This is a genomic window from Planococcus kocurii, from assembly GCF_001465835.2.
Classification (GTDB): domain Bacteria; phylum Bacillota; class Bacilli; order Bacillales_A; family Planococcaceae; genus Planococcus; species Planococcus kocurii.
The window spans coordinates 973,262-991,791 of the sequence record NZ_CP013661.2; the positions used below are offsets into that span (position 1 = coordinate 973,262).

The following is an 18,530-nucleotide window of genomic DNA, read 5'->3' on the forward strand; positions in this document are numbered from 1 at the left end:
ATTAAACCCAATGACTTTCTAGTAAAAGTTTCCCCTGTTATATTGAGTTATGTTTTACTCTCCTTGGAATGCTTTTAGTAAATCTGCACCCCAGATATCCGTGTATTTATCGTAAATCGGATTTGAAGCTTCTTTAAATTGAGCAATTTCTTCTTCAGTTGGCGTGTAAATTTGCATACCTGCAGCTTCTAGATCTGCAATTTGAGTCGTTTCTTTTTCACGTGCAATTTCAACTTGGTAAGCTGCGGCTTCCTTACCTAGACGATCAAATAATTCTTTGTCTTCATCACTCATGGAGTCATAAAGTTCTTTGTTCATCCCAAGCACGAGTGGATCATATGAGTAATTCCAAAGTGTCATATAATCTTGAACTTCTTGTAATTTAGAAGATGAAATAACATCAATCGGATTTTCCTGTCCATCGATTGTTCCTTGCTGCAGCGCTGTAAATACTTCAGAGAAGGTCATCGTCTGTGGATCTGTTCCTAACTCGCGGTAAAGGTCTGTATACATTGTGATGCCAGGAATACGGATTTTTAAGCCTTTTAAATCTTCAGGGTTCTTGATTTCCAATTTACTATTTGTCAATTGACGGAAACCATTTTCACCGTAGCCAAGTGCCTGAACGCCTTTTTCAGCTAAAATTTCCTTAAACATTTCTCCGCCTTCTCCAGCAAATACAGGATCAACTTCATCCGTATTATTGAATAGGAACGGCGCACTAGCTACACCGAAACGATCATCCAAAATAGAATAAATAATTGTAGAGTTAAAAGTCAGATCAATTGAACCTTTTGCTAAACTTTCTACCGCTTTACCTGAATCTCCACCCGATAATTGCTCATTTGCGAATAATTCTAGGTTAATGCGTCCATCTGATTCTTTAGCAAGATCTTCTTTGAGTTTTTCAGCTGCTTCATACCAAGTTGAAGAATCTGAAACCGTTACCGACATTTTTAAGTCATAATCTTTTGCTTCCGAACCTTCACTACTTTCAGCTTCGTTTGAACCGCATGCTCCTAATACTAAAACTGCTGATAACCCAAGTACCGCCATACTCATTTTTTTCTTCAACATTCTCTCCACCCCTAATTTTGGTTTTTGTAAATCGCATCATACAAAAAATCAACAATGTGCACTGCCTGCATCTCTTTTTCTAATCCTTCACGCTGAATACCTACTTGCATTTGCATCAAACACCCTGGATTGGATGTCACAACCTTGGCGGGTTGCAACTCTTTCACTCCTTTCATTTTTAAGTCGAGTATTTTCTTTGCCATTTCAGGCTGCAGAATATTATATATACCTGCAGATCCACAACAGCTCCCAGCGTCGATCAATTCTTTATATTCAAAGCCAGGTGCATCTTGTAAAAGAGTACGTGGCTCTAAAAACACTTTATTTACATTGCGTAAATGACAAGAATCTTGATAAGTTACAATCGCTTTGCTTTCTACTTGAATTTCTTTTAGACGCTCATTCAAGCCAAGTTTTACTAATAACGACGAAATATCAATCATCTTTCTTGAAAATCGAGTTGTTTTTTCAGCATATGCTGTATCAGATTGCAGGTGTTTTTCATATTCACTTAAGAAAGCACCACAGCCACCTGCATTATTGACGATAAAGTCGAAGCTGTCCGAATCGAATGCATCAACATTCGTCCTAGCATTGCGCAGCCCTTTTTCCAACTCTCCGCTATGACCATGCAAAGCCCCGCAACATTGTTGTTCTTTTGGAATCATTACATCTACTCCGAGTGATTCAAGTAATTCAATGGTCTTACGGTTGGTTTCTTGAAAAAGGGTATCCATCAAACAACCTGTAAAAAATGCAACGGTTGTTGTTTTTGGTTCAGATGGGGTTGCTCTTTTTTTCTTCGATTCAATTGCTGGAAGTACAGCTTCCATTTCTTTCATAAATGGTGGAAATAGATTTAAAAACCCAATTTTACGTGTCACGGTTTGTAAGCCGCTTTTTTGGTAAAACTGAACAAGCTTTACCGCTCCTGCCATTTTCTTTTGATCTGCGAATACGCCATCAAAAGTGGATTTTCGAACAGCTTTTTCTACGACTGATTTGGTCTTTACTTGTTCAATCGCAACGCGAGTTTCTTCAAGTAACACGCCATATTGAACTCCCGCAGGACAAGCAGGCTCACAAGCTCGACATCCAAGACACATGTCAAATGACTCTTCTACCGAACCGTCCCATACCACATCACCGTCTCGCATCCCTTTCATTAAGGCGATACGACCACGTGGCGAGTGAATTTCATCTTTGTTTGTTACTAAGTATGTTGGACAGGCTGGTAAGCAAAAGCCGCAGCGCATGCAGTCCATCAAATACTCTTCATCGACATTGTCCTTAAACGATTCTTGCATCCGCTGCTGCAATTCAGTTACCACCATGAATCACCAGCCTTTTCTTTGTTTCTTTTGCAAAAATCTTACCTGGGTTCATAATGTTTTGCGGATCGATTGACTGTTTAATCGTTCGCATCAAGTTCATGCCAACAGTTCCAAGCTTCCATTCAAGATAAGGCGCTTTCATTTCTCCAACGCCATGCTCACCTGTTATTGTTCCGCCTAACTCAATCGCTACTTGAAATATTTCTTCTAACGCCTTTTCAACTCTTGCCATTTCTTCTTGATCTCGGACATCCGTTAAGCAAGTTGGGTGCAGATTGCCATCACCAGCATGACCAAATGTACTAATCTGCAAATCATGCTTTAGTGCAATTTCTTGTATCGCTTTAACCATTTTCGCGATTTCAGAGCGTGGGACTGTTGCATCTTCTAAGATAGTAGTAGGGCGTTTTCGAGATAAAGCAGAAAGTGCAGCTCTTCTTCCTGTTTTCAAAATATCTGACTCTTCTTCTGAAGCTGCTAAAATTGCGGAAGTTGCTCCGTTCTCTTTTGCTATGGCAATCATTTTTTGAATATCTTCATCTACTTGCTTATCGTTCCCATCTTGCTCCATCAATAGCATGGCCTCAGCTTCACGTGGTAGACCGATCTTCATAAAATCTTCCACAGCACCGATTGTCCCTTTGTCCATAAATTCAAGCGTCACTGGAATAATCCGATTTGCGATAATGGCTGATACTGTTTCTGCAGCGTCCTCTAATGAGTTGAAATAAGCAATTCCTGTTTTCTTAGCGATAGGTAGCGGAATTAGCTTTAACGTAATTTCTGTAATGACTCCGAGAGTTCCTTCAGAACCTACTAGCAAAGATAACAAGTCGTAGCCTGCCACGTCTTTCGCAAGTTTCCCTCCGAGTTTCATTACTTCTCCAGCGGGTGTAACAACAGTAAGCGCTTTCACATAGTCTTTCGTTACACCGTATTTTAGTCCTCTTAGTCCACCTGAATTTTCACTAACATTGCCACCGATTGTAGAAATCTTCATCGAACTTGGATCAGGAGGATAGAACAATCCGTTGCTTTCGACATAATTACTTAAATCTTGCGTAATGACGCCTGGCTGTACAGTAACTGTTAAATTTTCTTTGTCTAGTTCTAAAATTTCACTCATATTATTAAACAACAGCACGATACCACCTTGAGTGGGAACAGTGCCTGCAGCTAAGTTTGTTCCCGATCCTCTTGGTACAATCGGAATTTGTTCTTTTGCACAAATCTTCACAATTTCTACAATCTCTTGTGTACTTCTAGGCGATAACACCAAGTCGGGCATCGCTTGGAAATTTGCCGTTGCGTCGTAGGAATAGGCAAGCATATGAGCTTGCGAATATTTTACGTTTTCTACTCCAACTATCGATAGGAAAGAGTTCTTCATCTCAAGCCCCACGTTTCTCACCACTTTCATCTCATCTCTTTTTATAATTATAATATTCTAACTGTTCTTTCTTCTATGTCCTTTCAACCAAAGTTAGACACAAATCCGTCATATTTTTTGTACAAAAAACCAAATGACTCCCTGACTAAAAGTCAGAGAGTCATTTTTTTCTATAAAGGCGAATCGCTGTATAAACAATTACTAAATCATTCATGTCATTCAAATTTAACTTTAATATTGCTTGTATTTTGTTCAATCTATAAATCAACGTATTTTTATGAATGTGCAGTTCGTCCGCTACATCTTGAAGAGAATTCTTTCGTTGAAGCCATGTTTCCAAACTCAGCATTAACTCATCTTCTTTCAGCAGTGGTTCGATTGTGCGCTTTAAAAACTCCTCTTGAACTTCTTCCCGGATCGAGTAATAAAGCAATTCTAACTTTAGATCTTCCTCAAACACTATTTTTTCTTGTCTTTCAGATACTAAAAGTGCAGTTTCCGCTTGACTGAATGATTCTTTTAAATGCTCAAAGCTATTAAAGTTGCCTATGCCAATCGGTAATTTTTGTCGTATTTTTTTTTGAATTTTTATTGATAAACTATTTAATCCCTCTATCATTTTTTCTTTTTTAATATCTGGCATTAACAGGACCAATTTTTCCATCCCCCAGCGAATAATCTTCAATTCTGGATGGATTGTCTGGATTTTCAATAGACCTTCTACATCTGTAACTTCAAGTTGCTGGTATGTTTGGATTACCGCAACTCGGCGATACAGAGAACTGTCAATATTAATCATTCGTGCACGATCTTCAATAACCTCTTTAGGTGAATTTGTCGTTACCAAATCAAAGAAAAAGAATTCAATTTCTCGAATGCCCCGCTCTTTCTCTTCTCTTGAAATAGAATCCGTAATGAAAAGCTCTACAACTTTTCTTACGAGCTTCGCATATTTCTCTACTTCAGTCGGCTTGCCTGTAATTCCGAGAACTCCAATTGGTGTCCCCGAAACAATAATTGGCATAACAATACCCGGTCGTACTCCACGTAATTGATTACTCATTTCAGTAGTCAAATGAAACTCTTGCTGATTTCTCATCGAAATGGCAGCACCCTCGTGATAAGAATTCAAGCGATTAGCATCTGTACTTGCAATAATAAATCCGTTTTTATCGGTAACAATTACATGTTTATCAATCAACGAAGTTAGTTCCTCTACAATTTGAGAACTTAATGCTTCAAAGTCGAACATCGCCTATCTCCCCTAACTCCTAAATACTTTATGAATTTTCTGTATATGTCCTATATAGCTTAACAGATTCAAAAAGATTTCCCTTTTTAAATTTAAAACTGAATTTTTAAAATTTTTTCACGTATAATGAATTCTATTGACCAAATACAAAAGGAAGGAAGTGTCTATTCATGTCGTTGATTATGTTTATCTCTAGTAAATTGCCTTTTCTTATCCTATTGGTTTCAATAGCCACTTATTTTTCTCCAGTTTACTGGCAAGTATCTTCATGGGTGCCTAGCTTGCTGTTAGGAGCTGTTATTTTTTTTGCTGGTCTATCAATGAATATAGAAGCCTTTAAACAAATTAAAAAGAAAACGAAAGAATTATTAGTTATTACCGGATTAAAATGGACACTCACTGTGTCTGTTTCCATCGCATTAGCACACCTTTTCTTTTCATCAAAACCAGAAATTGCTGCGGGACTCATACTAGCTGGAACTGTACCAAGTGCTACAGCTGCGACTGTTTATACCTTTCTTGCCGGGGGCAACGCTTCACTGGTCGTCGTTGCATCTTTACTTGATGTTGTGATTAGTCCTGTCGTTACACCACTCGCAATGCTTGGATTATCCAGTGAACAGATCTCTCTATCTTTTTCCGACCTCCTGACATCCTTTTTTTTAATCGTCGTTTTGCCTATGGGACTTGGCTTATGGATTCAAAAAATCATTCCTAATTTAAATTCCTACACCGGCTCCGTCACAAAACTGGGAACCTCTTTAGCGTTATTAGTTATTGTCCATACGATTATTGGTAGCGGTAAAGAAGCCATCACTTCTGAACTAGCAACCATCCCACTTATTGCAGTAGCCACTTTTATCCAAGTTACTTTGCCAATGGCTTCAGCATACCTTATTGCCAAAGGACTGAAGATGGAAGAACAAGACGCGCGTGCTGCTTTATTTCAAGTAGGACTTTGCAACACTGCACTCGCTGCCATTCTCGCTTATAAATTCATTGGAGAACTTGGTGTAATTGCACCTATTTTCAATATGATTTTCAATTTGTCGATTGGCGCGATGATTGCTAACCGTTTCAGTAAAATAAACAGTAATTTGAAAGAACAGAAATGGATCGAGACATAAGAGTTATAGTGAGTTCTTCATTTTATAACAAAAAGAAGCATCCTAAAGACGGTGTAATCCGTCTTTAGGATGCTTTTTTGTTATCGTTACTCAGCTTCTTCTACTTTATCATTTTGATAGTTATAGTCAGCCGGATCAATTGGTGTAAATCCGTCAGGTGTGTAGAACCTCAGCAAGTCACTAGTAACTAATTGATCAGATAATTCCAGTTCGTAATTAGATTGTTGTTGGAATTTCTCTGCTTGCTCGAGTTGTGCATCTTCTAACGGCAATCCTGTTTTAGGGTTGTAATATTTTTCGCCGATTGAATAGATTTCAGGACTGACGTAATCACCATTTCTAAATGTCACCAGTTCCTCGTGGTCTTCAGATAGTAAATCTGCACCAAAGTGAATGTAATTTTCTGTTTCAACGCCAAGCATGTGCATAACAGTCGGCAGAAGATCGATTTGTCCACCATAAGTATGGTCAACGCCGCCTTTCATACCTGGTACATGAATGAATAGTGGCACGCGCTGAAGATTAGCATTTTCAACTGGTGTAATTTCTTTTGATAGAATTTGTTCCATTGCTTGATTGTGATTATCGGAAATCCCGTAATGGTCACCGTACAAGACAACCATCGTGTTATCATCCAAACCAGACTCTTCTAGTTGCGTGAAAAACTGCTCGATTGCTTCATCTGCATAACGAGCCGTTTGGAAATAATTATCAACACTTGGATCGCCCGTTGTAGCTTTTCCAATTGTCGTCAAATCCTGATTGATGTGATAAGGGAAATGATGCGACACTGTCATTAATTTCGTGTAAAAAGGTTCTGGCAAGGTTTCTAATAGTTCACCTGACTGCTCAAAAAACGGCTTATCCATAACGCCGTATTCTGCCATGTCTTCTTCAGTCAAATTGGTATACGATTCGATGTCGAAGAAATGATCATAACCAAAGGATTTATAAATTTCCGAACGATTCCAAAACGTTCCGTTATTGCCATGGAACACAGCTGATGTATAACCTTTATCCTTCAATATTGCCGGAGCTGCTTGGTACGTATTCTGGCCTTTTGTTATAAATGCCGAGCCTTTTGGTAACCCATACAAAGAGTTTTCAAGCATGAATTCTGCATCTGATGTTTTACCTTGAGCTGTTTGATGGAAGAAATTATCGAAATACAATGTGTTTTGATCACCGATCAGTGAATTCAAGAACGGCGTCACTTCTTCCCCGTCCAGTTCATAGTCCAGCAAGAAGGTTTGGAACGATTCAAGATGTAGGTAAACAACGTTCATGTCTTCAGCAGCACCAAAATAGTCTTCGTTGGGCTTTGCGTAATTCGATTTTGTATAATTTAATACTTCAGTTTTATCATCACTATCAGCAAGAACCCGTTGTGAAGAGGATTTCAAGGTTTCGACCGTGTCATAAAGCGCGTAATTGTACATACCTAAATATTTTACGATATAGCTTCGATCAAATCCACGCGTCAACAACTGCGGGCGATCTTTTTCCGCTAGAGCCAAGTTAAAGAACGAAATGGCTAACGCAATCGTAATAACCGGGAGAATAACTTTCGTCTTAAAATTTCCCGACTCTTTTTTAACTCGATTTGATCCTATAAGAATCGCGAGTACTATTACATCAACAAAGAATAGCACATCGGTTGGCTGGATTAATGTAATAATACTGCCGCCTAAATCACCGAAATTTTGCGTTTGAAACAAAGTTGGCAAGGTTATAAAATCACTAAAGAAACGGAAATACACGACGTTGGCATATAATAACACCGACATTAATGTGTAAATGAGTAGCAGCGACCAGTATTTTCGCGCACCTTTAAAGAAGAACGACAAACTTAATAGGAGTAACGCGGACCCAAGTGGATTGATAAACAGCAGAAACTCTTGGAGCACTCCGTCAACATCTAGTTTAAATTGCATTTTCTGAGATACATAGGTTTTTATCCAGAGCATAGCGACTGCCAAAACGAACAGAGGCACATACTTGTTAACTGTTTTTTTATTTAATGATTTACTCTTTTCCATATTGCACCTTCTCATTGTTAGTATTCACAGGGACTTGGGGACGTTTGGTTAAAAAATTGAACCCAATAGCTTAAGTAAATTTCATGTAAAAATTATGACAAACTCTATTTTACTCTAATATACTAGAAAATGACAGCTTGTCGTTCTTTCAGAATATTCATTTAAACCAATAGAAAAAGACATAGTTTCAGTTTCGAAACCATGCCTGCTTTCTTCAACCTATTAAGTTAGTAGACGTCACTGCAGTAGAATTAGTTCCTCAACTTAAAGCTACTTTTTGTTCTTCCATCACTTTGCGCCATTTCACAAGCTCACGTGCTTCAATCTGCTGCTCCAACATTTCATCCCAACCGCCAGTTGCTGTATTCCAGACACGAGCATAAAAAATGTCCTGCTTTTCGTCGTATAATTGAAATTCAATGCACGGGAGATAATCTGTAATTTGTTCGATACATGCTGTAATGCCTGTAACGATTGTTTGGAAACCTTCTTCTTTTAAAGCTGATTTTTTCTCAAAAAGAAGTTGTTGCATGCGTTCTTTATTCAAACTGCCTTTTCCCGGATAGCGATACACCGGTAATGGTTCTTCGGCTTCGGGATGTCTATTTTCTTCTGCTAACTTGTAGTTGTCGTGACTAGCACTATAGGCAATTACGGTTTCGTCACCTGCAATTTCTTCATCAAAAATACCTTGACTAAGATAATCATAGCCTTTGGTCGTTAACTTATAACCTGGCTTTTCTAGTTGGATCAATCCGGTGCGTTGCATTTTATCAATCAAGTCACGAATAAACAATTCTTCTACAAACAGTATTTCAGCCAAAGTCGCAGCTCGGCGAATATCCGCTTCTTGAAACGATAACAGCAGCATTTTCATTAAAATGTCCATCTTTAATCGCTTAACTTGGCTAAAGCTGACTTCGTATAATACACTTGGCAACTTCCATAGCTGTTCGTTGACGACGGTGACCTCTGGATTTTCTGCTACAGTTGATCGTAGCTCTTTTATCAATTCGTCCACATCGTCACCCCTTGCTGCTTTCTAAGGTCTTTAAGCCATCTGTCTTTTTCACGACTGCTAATACATGCTTGTACATTTTTTTGGTTTCTGTTTGCTTGGCCCGTTCTGTAAACATCTGAGAACTACCGACAAGTACCAGTAATTCTTTGGCACGTGACAATGCGACGTTCAATCGCCGGTAGTCTTTCGCAAAGCCAATATCGCCATGCTTGTTTTGGTTGTTGCGCACCATACTTAGTACGATGATGTCTCTTTCACTTCCTTGGAAACGGTCGACTGTGCCTGTTCGAACCGTTAAATGTGGCAACTGTAGCTCTTGGTCAATCATTCGCTGAAGTCGTTTTACTTGTTCCCCGTAAAAACTGATGACGCCAATACTTTTTTGTTGGTCTAGAGCGATTCGTCCAGCTTGTTTCGCTTCACCAGCTGCTTTATTCAATTCTACCAATAACGAACGGATTTCCTGAATTTCCGCTGCGTTGTACAAGCTCTTGCCCCCGTTCATGCGTTCTTCAAAATACGCCGATTCGTTTGGCAAATCGAGCCACATCAGATGATTGCTACGCTTCACGGTGGTTGATTCGAGTAAATGGTCACGCTCTTTGTCAGAATCCTCAATGCCACATTGCAGCTGGTCGTTTTCTAACCGGTAAAACGGCGAAATGGTTTCCATAATATCTTCGTGCATTCGGTACTGAATGGCCAACATCGTTTTATTGGCTGCTGGTAGATTTTTATACAATCGTTCAAACAACGATTCCTCAAGTAACTTCTCAAGCTCTTTCTTTTCTTCAAAACCGTTGTCTTCATCAATCATTTCTTGAAGCGTTTCCTCTAATGTGTCATTGCCAAGAAGTGGTGGCAATTGATGATGGTCACCGACTAAAATAATCTTTTGGCCTTTAAGCATGGGCAGTAATAATTCGGGCGGCGTGGCTTTGGATACTTCATCAATGATGACGACATCAAACTCGGGATAGTTGTCGATAAAATCTTTGCGTGCCGAAGCAACACAAGTCGTACCAATAACGTTGGCATGCTTAATATACATTTTTCGGATTTCGTCCAAATCGTGCTCGCTCGCTCCTACTAGTAAATCCAGCCATTTTTTCTGTACCGATTGAAGCAGCGGTAAATTTTTCATTTCTTGCTTGAGCGATTCTTTTGTAAAGGACAAACTAGCTAGTTCTTTTGCCGTTCTTTCATAATCCTGTTCTGGATTTAAAGCTAGTACTTCACTCAAAGAATTCAACTCTTGTTCGTAGCTGGTGGCAACTGTTTTTAGTTGTTGGATTTCGACATCTACTTTGCCAATCTGGGCTTCTTTTTCTGCTAGTAAAGTTAGCTGTTGCGTGCGCTTAGCTTTATCGTTCTCAATTCTTTGTTGCACTTGTTCCACTAAAGCTTGTTCTTTTTGCAACTCCACAAGTTCTGTTTTGTGTTGACGAATCGCGGCTTCTACATCAGCTGGCAAGTCCGCTGAGTTGGGCATTTGGCGGTAACGTTGTTCAAGCGGCGCTAGATCTTCTTCTAGCTTTTCTTGTTTTTCTAACCATTTTTCGTCCCACACACGATATTGTTCTTGCTGTTTTTTTAGTTCTTCGCATAACGCCTTTTTCAAGTCATCGAAAGCTCGCTTAGATTCAGCTGCATAGACGTCGACCGGTTTAAACTTTGCGCCTCTTCTCCACAAATTATGTTGCCGTCTGTACAACCCAATTAACGCTTTTTGTAAAATGGTCGGATCGTTGCGTTGTGTACTTTTCAAAACTGCTCTCAGCTTCTCTAAATACTCATCAATTTCAGCTGAACTATACGTTTCTGTTTTCAACAATGCTTGCTTTTTTAACTTATCTACAGAAATATCAACAGAAGTCAGTAGGTTTTCAATATACGTAATGGCGTTAGATACCAGCACGTTGTATTCGTTAAGCTTAGTCCAATCTGCCATATTTTCACGGTTGGCTTCTAGCCGATTCACTAAATAAGTAATAGCAGATGTTTCTTCAATTCGTTGAACTTTCATTACCTGAAGCAAGTCATCCATTTTTTTAATGCTATCCATATTCTCAACAGCTATTGCCTTTTGTTCAATAATCTCTGCCATTTGATCACGCTTTTCGGTAATCACTGCAATTTCTTGTCTTTTCACGACTAAGTCTTGTTCCAGTCTTTTCAAACCGAGTGCACGTTCAAGCAACTGTATAGTTTGTTGAATATGCTGTTCTTGCTGAAGTCTTTTGTCGCTGTCATGATGATCAGTAAATGCTGTGTCTCGGTGAATAGATGCATTAATTTTCTCGACAACTTGCGTTATCTCCTGGCTTTCAGAGGTCGTCTTGTCTTTTTGAAGTTCGAGAGCGTCTACCTTTTTTTGTTCACTATCAAGCAGTTGCTGAATTTTTTGTTGTTTAACTTGCGCTGCCTTTTTCTCTTCGACGGCTGTTGCCAAACTTTTATATAGCGGCTGCAACTTCTCAGTAGCTTGTTGGTTACTCGTTAGTTCACTTTCCAACTGCGGTTTACGTTTTTCACGCATCTCGTATTGAGCCGTAATTTCTTTTAAGGTATGGTCTTTCCAATACTGACCGACATTTTCCTCAATAAATTTCTTGCCTTCTTCTTCGATGCTTTCCGTTCGTCCGACACGTAAAATCCGAATATCTTTGTTGGCAAGTAGCCTTCCAAGTGCGTTATCAACAGCTAAATTCGACTGCGAAGCGACAAGTGTTCGCAGCCCCTTTTTAGCATTTTGTAAGCAAATTTCCGAAATAACTGTAGTTTTCCCGGTACCCGGCGGACCTTGAATAACGTATAAGTCTTTCGCCGCCATTGCTCCCGACACCGCTCGTTGTTGGAACTCATTGAGTCGGTTATGGAAAGTTAAACGCTCTAAAGGTTGAAGTGGTTGGACTGGAGGCTTTTCTTCAAACAAGATTCGGTCTAGATTTGGATTTACCGCGAGACCTTTTTCAAGATTCGCAAATCCTTGCCGCAACCTTCTGATTTGGCTCAAGGCTGCGAAATTGCTGAAAACCACTTCTTTCTTATCGAGTGTTAACCCTTTTTCCCGTAGTTGCTTGACGATATAGTTTTGCAATTCTACTTCCACTGTTCGATTTGCCGCTTTAATAACCGTTCCAACATCCCCTGTAATTCCAGTGAGGCGCACTGTCAGGTTTTTCACCTGTTTCCATTGCGTCTCTTTTAACTGACACCCTTTTAACGTAATACGGCTAAAATCATGGCTAAATGACAAGTTAGAAAAAGAAGTCTTCATGTCTGGTATGTCCATGCCACGCTCTTGAATCTTCAAATAGCCTTCCCAACTACCAATCCGTTTTTTAACATAATCTGAACTTTCTTTGGCTGGCGTCAACCGTTTGATCATATTGATCAAAGGCACCGACGCTGGTTCACGTGTTTTTTCAAACGTCAAGTTTGCCTCTCGTTGCCAATTAGTTCCGAGCGCGTGGTAGGATTTCCGTTGCGTCAAGTTAGTGATGAGCAACTGATGATTGGTAAAGACCCCGTGCAAAACAATCGAGGCTTCTGCTTCTTTGCCAGTCAATCGTGCGTTCTCCGACCTGTCCAAAATCAACGCAACCGAAAGCTCGCCATCCGCATTGGAAGGATAACGCTCGATAAACACCTTAAAGGCTTTGTCCACAACAAAAAATGAGCGTTCGCTGATACCGAACACGCCCATTTTTTCCGCTGCCGTCTTAGTTAGTCGTACCGAAGTTTTATATGTTGCTGTCTGTGCATTCGTCATGTAATCACCTGTTCTTTGGAGCTGACTAAATTTCAAATCGACGTATTTCGCCTGATCTGTTTTCATCTAATCATATCATCTATTGGAGCTTATGCGTTTTTTTAGTTGTGAATTTTACTAGACGCCTGAGATTTATTAACGAACAAACGGATAATTTTTAATTACTCTCAGCTTAGCTTTAAATGACATCCGGTTATGTTTAGTAGAAGAAATAGCATATTTGAAGATCCAGCAATCAAGAAGAAACAGATACTCTTCCGTGTAAATTTTAATTTACGTACACTCTTTCAAACACAAATGCCCCCTTCAAAAATGAAGGGGGCATTTAATCGTTTTATTTATTTTCTTACTCACATGGACGGATCAATTAAATCGTACCGTTATACACCAATCCACCATTGTTCACATCAATAATTTTAAGGTGCTGATCGTATTTCACAAAAATGGTTTTGTATTGTTTTTTTCCATCTTCGCTCACTAAGAACATAATCCGATTTCCTTGATTGTCAGTAGATAAGTGGAAAGTTAGTCCATCTGTGTTCACTTGATCAACAATCATGCCGTACTCCTCAAAAGAAGCTACATCAGCTGGCTCATTTGGATAATGACCATTATCTGAAGGATTGCCTTCCTCTTCTTCTTGCTCCACATTACCTGCATGTTGATCTAAGATTTCACCTTTTACTGCATCAACGTTAAATTCATACTCACTCGTATTGCTTGTGATTTCAATTTCATAATAATTGCCATCTTCTTCAAAAGAAAGTTCGACTTCTTGAACAGTTCCTTCTGCATGATCAAATGCAATTTCAAGTGCTCTTTCTGCAGTAATTCCAGATTGCCCTACCGAATTACTGTCATTGGACGCTGCAAAAGCTGCTACTCCACCAAGACTCCCTACAACCACCGTACCTACTACTGTTCCAATCATAACTTTTTTTTCAAAATTATTCCTCCTCTACTTGTTTTACACATTAAGCATAATCTTTGAAAATGAGCTGAGAATGAGAAGAACATTAAAATTTGATGAGAACTATCTATATGTTTACATAAAGTATTTATTAAGTTCCACTAATCTTTTCATAATAAAAACCCTTACACCAAATCTGCTAGCGTAAGGATTTCTCTTTATAAAAGTACCGAATTTTTTTTCAAGTCCTTCTTTATTTCTCCATCTGACAAATAATTCAATGCCCCACCAATAAAAATTTTACCGATATGTTGAATGGACAGTTCATCCACATCAAACTTAGGATGATGGTGAGGATAAACGGCATTTAGTTGAGGATTTCCTCCACCAACCATAAAGTAGGTGCCAGGCACTACTTGTTGATAGAAAGCGAAATCTTCACTGCCTGTCATTTTTTCTGCATCACTAACATTCTCAGTGCCTAATACCCATTTTGCAACTTCGCGAATGCGATCTGTTTCGGTCGCATCATTGAATATCGATGGACAGTCTCGAATGTAGTTGAACTTCACAGTTGCTCCCGCTGCTTCACAAGTAGATGCTGTTACTTGTTGCATAGCATTTTCAATCACGTCACGCGTCTCTTCGTCAAATGTTCGAACTGTCCCTTTTAACGAAGCTGTATCTGGAATGATATTCGTTACACTCCCACTATGAATAGCTCCTACTGTTAATGCAGCTTGACGCATTGGACTCACACGGCGGCTAATGATTTGCTGGTAGTTCACGACTAATTGACAAGCTGTAACAAGCGCATCAACCGTCATATGTGGTGATGCACCATGTCCGCCAACACCTTGGACTTCCACGTAAAAATCATCTTGTGCTGAAGACGCATAACCTTCAATCACTTGCGCGGTACCCACTGGTTCGTGTGACATAACATGAGCGCCATAAACCACATCTACTCCGTCAAGACAGCCATCTTCTATCATAAATTGTGCACCACCAGGAGTTGTTTCTTCAGCAAATTGATGCAAAAACACAATAGTCCCTGGTATCTCTTCTTTGATTTCACTTAACACTTTCGCTACTCCAAGCAGCGTCGTCGTGTGTAGATCATGTCCACACGCGTGCATAGCTCCAGCTACTTGTGATTTGTATTCGACTTGTTTTTCGTCTTGAATTGGCAATGCATCAAAGTCTGCACGAAGAGCAATTGTTTTTCCCGGTTTCCCACCTTTAAGATACCCGACAACACCCCGTCCACCTACGCCTGTTCGTACATCAAGCCCAAGTTCGATTAAATATGCCGCTATTTTTTTCGGAGTCTCTACTTCTTCGTTTGATATTTCAGGATTCCTATGCAGTTCTCGTCGAATTTCAACTAACTCTGGATAAAGCTCTTCGTAACGCGCAAACAATTTATCAAGCAACAGATTGTCCTCCTTCTAATTTTAACTCTTCTATTACACCGGCCAGATAAAGAAATGAGCTACAGTTACGAAAATCAGGCTCAATACTGCTTGTACTAAGATTAAAGGCCATACCCATTTAAACCATTTAAGAATTGGTATTCCTGCCATAGCAAGCGCTGCAAACAACAAGCCGTTCGTTGGAGAAAACATATTCGTAATGCCATCCCCCATTTGGAAAGCTAAGACCGCAGTTTGACGACTAACGCCAATCAAATCTGAGAGAGGTACCATAATCGGCATACTAAGCGCCGCTTGGCCACTGCCTGAAGCTACTGCAATATTCAACAGCGCTTGTGTAATAAACATTGCCCCAGCACTCAAACTCGCTGGAATAGTAGAGATCAAGCTTGAAATACTATAGAGAATTGTATCAATGATGAAACTTTCTTGAAGAATGACAACGGCAGCATAAGCGAGACCCACAATTAAGGCCCCAGTTGCCATTTCTTCGCAGCCTTTGACAAATGACTTGGTGATTTTGTTGAAGCCCATTCCATAAACAAGACCCATCACTAACGCCATAATAATAAAGAGCGCGGAAATTTCACCAATATACCAGCCAAATTGAATAACGGAATACGCTAAAACCACAAGTGTCAGACCCAGTACGCTAAGAACTGCAACTTGTCTTTTAGTGATTTTCTCCATCCCCATCATGTTCCGGTCAATTTCACGCGCTTGGTCTACTTCGTAAACAATACTTTTGGTTGGATCTTTTTTCACTTTATTTGCATACAACATGACAAAAATGATCGCTGCAGCCATATAGACGAGCCAAAAACCGACACGTGGTAACATGCCAGAAAATAGTGGTAGTTCAGCTAATCCTTGAGCAACTCCAACAGTGAAGGGGTTCATAAATGCAGCGGTAAATCCAGCCGATACACCAATCAACACCATAGCAAGTCCGACCATTGAGTCATAGCCTAAAATCATAGCAAGTGGCACCATAATCATGACAAATGGAAATGCTTCTTCGAACATTCCAATTGTTGCACCACCTATGCCGAAGAAAATCATTACAATTGGAATCATGATCATTTCTTTTCCTTTTGTCTTCGCAGACAAACTGGCAAACGCACCTTCGATTGCTTTTGTGTCACGGAACACATGGAATGCCCCACCTACAATAAAGATAAAGAAAATAATCGGTGCACTTTGCACCATTCCTTTATGAATGGCTTGAAACACAGTTAAAAATCCTGCTGGGTTTGAATCGATTTGTGCATACGATCCGTCAACAACGATCGTTTGCCCAGCATCGTTTGTTAATCGTTCATATTCACCTGCTGGAACAAAATAAGTCAAAATAGCCATAAACAAAATAACAATGAATAAAATATTAAACGGGTGAATTGCCTCTTTTTTCTTTTTCTCTTTCGTTGTTGCGTCAGTAACGATCGTCATTTTATTAGCTCCTTTTTTAGGGATTACAGATCACTACACTTCATCAATCACTACACTTTCCTCTCTGTCGTTATATAGTCGTTAAATGTTTTTACTAGATTACTATAGAAAGAAAAGTCAGTCAATAGAATTCAGATATGTTGCATACCTAAATGAAAAACAAATAAGTTAGTTTAGATTCATTCGATACACTGAACGTGGACGTCCTTTGCTATAAGGCTGTTCTTCTCCAATTTGCAGAGCATAACCTTCTTCAGTTATTTTTTTCATTAGTCGCTCCGCACTGCGTCGACCAATTTCAAGATATTCTGAAAGTTGGACTGTCGTAAATCCCTCGTCATGACGCAATTTCGCAAACTCTTGGAGCTTTGTCACTGTAGCTACACTTAAATGCGTTTTACCTGCTACCTTCAACGTCTCCGTATCTTCAGTTTTGACTTGAAACGTTTTTACTAATTCATTAAGTGGTCCAATAATTTTCTTTTCAGCAGTCATAAAGAAAACACCGTGTTCCAAACTTTTTCGACGAGCATAAAACAATGCAGTCTGCGCATTTTCTTCAGCTTCTTTCGCGGTCATACCTGCGCCACAACCGATATGAATAACCAACTGTTGGACCTCACTAAAATGGTTCAACAATTTCTGTAATCTTTCACTATACAAGAAAAGTTCCATGCTTCCGATAGTCCCATAAACTATAAATTGTCCCGGTGATTTTTTTTGAATAGGAGACTCCAAATTTCGTGCCAAATACGTTAACATTTGCTCTGCCAAGACTGCTTGTTCTCCTTCAGTAGTGAGTTCTGCACCAGATAAGGTAACAGAAATAATACCTACTGAGAATTCCATGTTTTTACTAATGGATAATTTCCCACACATGATTGCTTGCTGAAAGGTATCAATAATGGCTTTCCCTGGTACGATGATTGCCGTGGACGGAATACCCATTTTCTGGAGCCTGTCTCTCACGTAATCGATGTTTGTTACCGCATAAGTTGTTTTTCCACTCTCCCATAAATTTTGATGAAATTCGAGAACTGCATTGGGATCGATAGTTACTTGGTTTTCAGTTATTGTTTCTTTTGAATCTAAGACATGCCAATCCGACACATCCATATTCATTTCCTCTGCTACTTGATGTAAATGATGCTCATTATGGATATCTATTGATAATCCTTTTAGTCCTTCTTTTCGATTGAGCAACAAGTACAGTAAAGTGTGCGTTAATGTATATTCATCTGATGGAATAAATACCGAGGGTAAGTTTCGAGCTTTAGTACATGCTTTTGACAGAAAGTAAGGAAGCGGACCAGCGAACATAATGACGTCACATTCACGAATTTTCTTAACAATTGCTAGACTTTCCAAAGGATTGTCGTATGTATAATAAGTAACTCGACTAGTCGGAACTTCATTCTCAAATTTCTTAATCTCTTCAGCAAATTTTTTTGAACTTACGACTGCAATCCGGATCATTAAACACCCTCCTTTCTTTAGGAGCAACTATTTTATAAAATGGTAAAGACATATCTTGTCATTTATTTTAACAATCATGTATTCAATTTTTTAGAAAAAGAATTTTCCAATGCTGAAATGTATGTATTATATCACTAGCGCTCGATTAAAATAGTTGGGAATCACTACTTTTACTCGATTCGGAATGAAACCTACATTTGATATTCACGTCATCATTATTTAATAAAAAACTACCCCTTAGGAG

12 protein-coding genes are annotated in these 18,530 nt (G+C 39.2%); 1 reads left to right on the top strand and 11 read right to left on the bottom strand.

Annotated features, from left to right (window positions below; all coding sequences use genetic code 11):
- Positions 1 to 54 precede the first annotated feature (54 nt).
- The 4 genes from AUO94_RS04905 to AUO94_RS04920 all read right to left on the bottom strand — a co-directional run bounded on the left by AUO94_RS04905 (position 55) and on the right by AUO94_RS04920 (position 5,053).
- Complete coding sequence (locus tag AUO94_RS04905; protein WP_058386173.1) at positions 55 to 1,077, bottom strand: DctP family TRAP transporter solute-binding subunit; 1,023 nt, start codon at positions 1,075 to 1,077, stop codon at positions 55 to 57.
- An 11-nt stretch (positions 1,078 to 1,088) separates the two neighbouring features.
- Positions 1,089 to 2,411 (bottom strand): (Fe-S)-binding protein, encoded by a 1,323-nt coding sequence (locus AUO94_RS04910; RefSeq protein ID WP_058386174.1) that lies wholly within the window; start codon positions 2,409 to 2,411, stop codon positions 1,089 to 1,091.
- On the bottom strand, positions 2,398 to 3,801 hold the full coding sequence (locus AUO94_RS04915) for an FAD-binding oxidoreductase (protein ID WP_237150175.1): 1,404 nt from the start codon (positions 3,799 to 3,801) through the stop codon (positions 2,398 to 2,400). Before AUO94_RS04915 ends, AUO94_RS04910 begins: the two co-directional genes overlap by 14 nt.
- Before the next feature lie 160 nt (positions 3,802 to 3,961).
- Positions 3,962 to 5,053, bottom strand: a complete 1,092-nt coding sequence (locus AUO94_RS04920) for a CdaR family transcriptional regulator (RefSeq protein ID WP_058386176.1) — start codon at positions 5,051 to 5,053, stop codon at positions 3,962 to 3,964.
- Positions 5,054 to 5,223: 170 nt separating this feature from the next.
- On the opposite strand from AUO94_RS04920, the gene AUO94_RS04925 reads away from it, so the two are divergent.
- Complete coding sequence (locus tag AUO94_RS04925) at positions 5,224 to 6,180, top strand: bile acid:sodium symporter family protein (RefSeq protein WP_058386177.1); 957 nt, start codon at positions 5,224 to 5,226, stop codon at positions 6,178 to 6,180.
- Between the two features lie 86 nt (positions 6,181 to 6,266).
- Here the strand turns inward: AUO94_RS04925 and ltaS are convergent, their stop codons facing one another.
- The 7 genes from ltaS to AUO94_RS04960 form a co-directional block, all read right to left on the bottom strand.
- Complete coding sequence (gene ltaS / locus AUO94_RS04930; protein WP_058386178.1) at positions 6,267 to 8,219, bottom strand: lipoteichoic acid synthase; 1,953 nt, start codon at positions 8,217 to 8,219, stop codon at positions 6,267 to 6,269.
- 259 nt (positions 8,220 to 8,478) lie between these two features.
- A complete protein-coding gene (locus tag AUO94_RS04935) occupies positions 8,479 to 9,240 on the bottom strand; it encodes a hypothetical protein (protein WP_058386179.1) in 762 nt (253 codons plus the stop codon).
- 4 nt (positions 9,241 to 9,244) lie between these two features.
- A complete protein-coding gene (locus tag AUO94_RS04940; protein ID WP_082707500.1) occupies positions 9,245 to 13,081 on the bottom strand; it encodes an AAA domain-containing protein in 3,837 nt (1,278 codons plus the stop codon).
- A 301-nt stretch (positions 13,082 to 13,382) separates the two neighbouring features.
- Positions 13,383 to 13,946 carry a PepSY domain-containing protein gene (locus AUO94_RS04945; RefSeq protein ID WP_058386180.1) on the bottom strand — a complete coding sequence of 188 codons (564 nt, stop codon included), beginning with the start codon at positions 13,944 to 13,946 and terminating at the stop codon, positions 13,383 to 13,385.
- Between the two features lie 197 nt (positions 13,947 to 14,143).
- Positions 14,144 to 15,361 carry a M20 metallopeptidase family protein gene (locus AUO94_RS04950; RefSeq protein ID WP_058386181.1) on the bottom strand — a complete coding sequence of 406 codons (1,218 nt, stop codon included), beginning with the start codon at positions 15,359 to 15,361 and terminating at the stop codon, positions 14,144 to 14,146.
- 33 nt (positions 15,362 to 15,394) lie between these two features.
- Complete coding sequence (locus tag AUO94_RS04955; protein WP_058386182.1) at positions 15,395 to 16,810, bottom strand: YfcC family protein; 1,416 nt, start codon at positions 16,808 to 16,810, stop codon at positions 15,395 to 15,397.
- Positions 16,811 to 16,978: 168 nt separating this feature from the next.
- Positions 16,979 to 18,286, bottom strand: a complete 1,308-nt coding sequence (locus AUO94_RS04960) for a hypothetical protein (protein WP_058386183.1) — start codon at positions 18,284 to 18,286, stop codon at positions 16,979 to 16,981.
- Positions 18,287 to 18,530 lie beyond the last annotated feature (244 nt).